The organism is Variovorax sp. 05L425 (assembly GCF_056397705.1).
Genome location: NZ_JBFTNY010000078.1, coordinates 1 through 688, shown reverse-complemented (window position 1 = coordinate 688; position 688 = coordinate 1). Strand labels below are relative to the sequence as shown.

1 pseudogene is annotated in these 688 nt (G+C 65.4%); it reads right to left on the bottom strand.

The window, feature by feature from the left end:
• Positions 1-688: pseudogene (locus tag AC1DN9_RS30050) on the bottom strand (hypothetical protein); the annotation flags it as partial.

Here is a 688-nt window from a genome sequence, read left to right as displayed (position 1 = left end):
GCCATCCAGGCTGTAGATGTGCAGCGTGCCGTCCTGCGTGGCGATCCAGGCGCGCGGACTGTTGGCCGAAACCGTCGTCCTCACGGCCGTCGGACGCCCGCCCAGCGACACCGTCTTGATCACCGTCGGCGTCTGCGAAGGCACCTGGGTGAAGGTGTAGGGCCACTGGTTGGCGGCCTGCCCGAGGTTGCTGGTGCTGCTGACGTTCGAACTGAAATACACGCTGTTGACGTAGCTGAACAGCGGCTTCAGGTCGATGAAGGCGGCCTTCTGCTCCGACTTGGAAATCACCACCGCCACGCCGCCCTTGGCATAGCGGCCGTAGTTGCTGTTGCCGGGCATGAAGCTCGGGTAGTTCGCCGTGAGCGGCGAGTTGGCCAGGCCCATGAAGTTGCCGCCGACCAGCACGCTGCTGAACTGGTCCAGACCGGTGGTCACCGCGATCTCGGTCGGCGCCGCCATGCCGGGGATGTCCACATAGCCCAGCACCTTCATGAAGGCGGTGTTGCCCATGTTGGGCAGGCCGGGGTAGACGCCCGTCCACTCATTCCACCAGTTGTACCAGCCCGCCGGATTGTTGATGGAGCAGCCGTCGCACAGGCCGGCCAGTGCCACCACGGCAACCTGGCCCTTCAGCGCCGCGGTGTCCCACACCGTCACCAGCGCGAACTCGTTGCCGTTGGTCACC